At 40.4% G+C, this 3,339-nt stretch carries 5 protein-coding genes; all 5 read right to left on the bottom strand.

Going from position 1 to position 3,339, the window contains the following annotated elements:
• Positions 1-108 precede the first annotated feature (108 nt).
• Positions 109-411, bottom strand: coding sequence for a hypothetical protein (locus RV13_RS20125; protein ID WP_060789647.1), 303 nt, complete (start codon positions 409-411; stop codon positions 109-111).
• A 59-nt stretch (positions 412-470) separates the two neighbouring features.
• Positions 471-953, bottom strand: a complete 483-nt coding sequence (locus RV13_RS20120) for a JAB domain-containing protein (protein WP_010746976.1) — start codon at positions 951-953, stop codon at positions 471-473.
• 61 nt (positions 954-1,014) lie between these two features.
• Positions 1,015-1,335 carry a DUF960 family protein gene (locus tag RV13_RS20115; RefSeq protein WP_071876000.1) on the bottom strand — a complete coding sequence of 107 codons (321 nt, stop codon included), beginning with the start codon at positions 1,333-1,335 and terminating at the stop codon, positions 1,015-1,017.
• Between the two features lie 235 nt (positions 1,336-1,570).
• Positions 1,571-2,680 (bottom strand): ABC transporter ATP-binding protein, encoded by a 1,110-nt coding sequence (locus RV13_RS20110; protein ID WP_060789648.1) that lies wholly within the window; start codon positions 2,678-2,680, stop codon positions 1,571-1,573.
• A gap of 24 nt (positions 2,681-2,704) precedes the next feature.
• Positions 2,705-3,339: ROK family protein (locus RV13_RS20105; RefSeq protein WP_071875999.1), on the bottom strand; the 635-nt coding region annotated here is incomplete at its 5' end.

The following is a 3,339-nucleotide window of genomic DNA, read 5'->3' as shown; positions in this document are numbered from 1 at the left end:
TCGCAATCAATCTGAACCACTTCATCGTTATCACCGATCCTTTCATTTTTCTCTAACGCCAATAGAATGTCCTGTAGGCATTCAGCTATTGTTTTCCATATTTCAGGGCTAATCATGGGACCCACCATTTAAATCCCATTGAAGCTTTCCTTCTATTAATAACCCACGAGTAAATTCGTGCTCACTGTTTATATCCGTTAGGAAGTACACCACGTAATCCTTGCCTGATTCTTGATCCACATATACGAACAAATGAGTCATAACTAGAGATGGTAACTCCGTTTTGCTTATCTGAATAATTGCTGGGTCTAGTTCTTCACGTTCAGCAGTAACCGATTCGAAGCCCCAGTCCTTTTCAGTTGTTTCAATCCCTGTTTGTTCTTTTAGTATGTTGATTACTTGATGTAACATTTCTCCCCGTCCTCTCTCCGCAAAAAGAAAACCCTAATGACCATTGATAGCCATTAGGGTTACTCTTCATCCTTAATATGTCCTTCAGCTCTCATCGACAGATATTCTCCACCTGAGCCAATAATAATGTGATCTTGTAATCTAATCTGTAATAACTTAGCAGCCTTTTCTAAACGAGCGGTTAGTTGAATGTCCGCGAGCGAAGCGGTAACGTCTCCCGACGGATGATTATGTGCGATGCAAATTGACACGCTATTGGATAACAATGCTGCTTTTAAAATATCTCTTGGATAAGCTACCGATTGGTTAATAGTGCCAATATGGATCGTTTGAATAATGGTAGGTTCAAGCTTTTGGGAAAGGCCCGCCATCACTAAGAATTCCCTATCTTTATGCTCTATAAAAGGAGAAAATAACTCATACAACGCTTGTGGACTATTGCATTTTCTTCCTGCATACAGTACGGATGATTCCTTTACTAATTGCAAAGAGACGATATTTACACGTTTTTTGGGTTCACATTTAACTTCTGATTTTGTCATTGTCAAGTCCTTCTTTCAGTTAATTTTTGAAATTTCTTACTCTTGTACTTACTATGTGCAATCAATACTCTTCGGGCAACAACATCGTCTGATGTGTATGATCATCACTCACCCATAGCTTTTTTATTTGGAAACTTGCTAAAGTATCCGTTATTCGACATTCATCATAATCAATGAAGAATGGTTCTTCTTGACGATGGATAATCGTGATCGTCCCCCTCTGATCATCTCGATTGAACTCAAAGATTTGTAGATAATCCAACTGAATCTCTGTTTGTTTTGCCTTTTCATCAATCAACTGAAAACAACGTTGCTGCATTTCCTTTGGTACTTGTTCGTTCACTCCCCTTGTGATATAGCGATTTTCTTGTGTATCGAACATTGCTTAATCCTCCTTTAGACAACAAAATAGCCCAATCACCGATTAAGATGATTAGGCTTCATGATAATAATATATATTTATATAATGAATATATATAGAAAATTCAACTAAATCTTTCCAATTAGATTTATAGTTCAAACTATCCCTGGATTGAATAATTTCACTACTATAAATTAGTCTCACATAGATCAGAGTTTCCTCTCTTATTTCGAGAAGAAACTCTGTCACCTCATTATTATGGCAGTTTGATAACTGCCTCCGTTTCTTTATCGAAGAAATTTCCCTTATTCAGATCAAAGGCCAAGTCGACATAAGCCCCCGGTTCGTGAAAGTTTCTCGCATCCACTTTTGCGACAAATTCAGTATCACCGATAACCGAATAAAGCATCGTTTCTGCCCCTAACAATTCTGAAACGACTACCTGTGCACGGACTGTCGATTGAGGTGCGGCATCAAGAGCGATTTGTTCGCCATGAATATCTTCTGGACGAATCCCAAATATGACTTCTTTGCCTTCATAGCCTTTTTCTTTTAATACTTTATTTTTTCCTTCGGGAATCGTGAGTTTTAATCCATGATTATTCGTTAGCACCCCGTCTTTCAATATCACTTGAAAGAAATTCATTGCTGGTGAGCCGATAAATCCTGCCACAAAAACATTCACTGGTGTATTATAAACTTCCTGCGGAGAGCCAACTTGTTGGATCACACCGTCTTTCATGATGACGATCCGATCAGCCATCGTCATTGCTTCAGTCTGGTCATGAGTCACATAGATTGTTGTCGTTTCTAGGCGCTGATGCAGCTTTGCGATCTCGGCCCGCATCGAAACTCTTAATTTAGCATCTAAATTCGATAATGGCTCATCCATCAAAAAGACTCTAGCATCTCGAACAATCGCCCTTCCTAATGCAACACGCTGCCTCTGTCCGCCAGACAGGGCCGCTGGTTTTCGATACAAATAGTCTGAAAGCCCCAAAATTTCTGCTGCATTTTCTACTCGTTTCGTGATTTCGCTTTTTTCATATTTACGAAGTTTTAGGCCAAATGCCATGTTATCAAAGACGGTCATATGTGGGTACAGCGCATAATTCTGGAAAACCATAGCGATATCTCGGTCTTTGGGAGCTACATCATTCATCCGCTGACCATCAATCGTAAAATCCCCTTCCGAGATATCTTCTAAACCAGCGATCATTCGCAAGGTCGTCGATTTCCCGCAGCCTGATGGACCAACAAACACAATAAATTCTTTGTCTTTGATCTCTAAATCAAAATCAGTTACTGAATACGTTTCTGCGTTGTCGTATTTTTTATGAATATGTTTCAAGCTTAGTTCTGTCATATGTGTTCACCCATTTCTTCTCTATTAAGAATGCAGCTGCTGTTCTTTTGCTAATGCCAGACATCCATAAGTTCCCGCGTTGTCTCCTAATTTCGGGAGAACAAGGTATTGATCGAGCTCTGGTACTTCAACGTAACTATTCAACAGTTCTTTGAAGGCTATTTTCATTTTCTCTAACACATGGCATTGCTTCATGACTCCTCCGCCAAAAATAATGACATCGGGCGAGAGCATAAGTGTCGTATTGTAGGCACATTGCGCAAGGTAGTATGCTTCCAGCTCCCATTGCTCATCTTCTTCACTCAGTTCTTGCCCTTTTTTTCCTGCTCTCTTTTCGATAGCTGGACCAGATGCCATTCCTTCTAAGCAATTTTTGTGGAACGGACAATTTCCTTCATAAGTGTCCTTTGGATGCCGATCAACAAGCATATGTCCCATTTCTGGATGGCTGAAGCCTTCGATAAAACGCCCGTATTGCAATGCACCGCCACCGATACCCGTTCCGATCGTATAATAAACGATGTTTGAGCGGCCCTTTCCGTTTCCAAAAACAGCTTCTCCATAGGCGGCTGCATTCACATCGGTAGTCCAAGCAATCGGTATAGGGAAAGCCTTCTTCACTGTTCCTACAAAGTAACACATCCACCCGTGAGAACGGG

Origin of the sequence: Enterococcus raffinosus, assembly GCF_001886185.1 — a bacterium.
GTDB classification, from domain to species: domain Bacteria; phylum Bacillota; class Bacilli; order Lactobacillales; family Enterococcaceae; genus Enterococcus_A; species Enterococcus_A raffinosus.
The sequence above is the reverse complement of the archived record's forward strand: the minus strand, read 5'-3'. Positions and strand labels throughout refer to the sequence as shown.

Coding starts and splice junctions, on each gene's coding strand:
- RV13_RS20110 (WP_060789648.1), bottom strand. CDS start 2,680: ATGACAGAACTAAGCTTGAAACATATTCATAAAAAATACGACAACGCA.
- RV13_RS20125 (WP_060789647.1), bottom strand. CDS start 411: ATGTTACATCAAGTAATCAACATACTAAAAGAACAAACAGGGATTGAA.
- RV13_RS20115 (WP_071876000.1), bottom strand. CDS start 1,335: ATGTTCGATACACAAGAAAATCGCTATATCACAAGGGGAGTGAACGAA.
- RV13_RS20120 (WP_010746976.1), bottom strand. CDS start 953: ATGACAAAATCAGAAGTTAAATGTGAACCCAAAAAACGTGTAAATATC.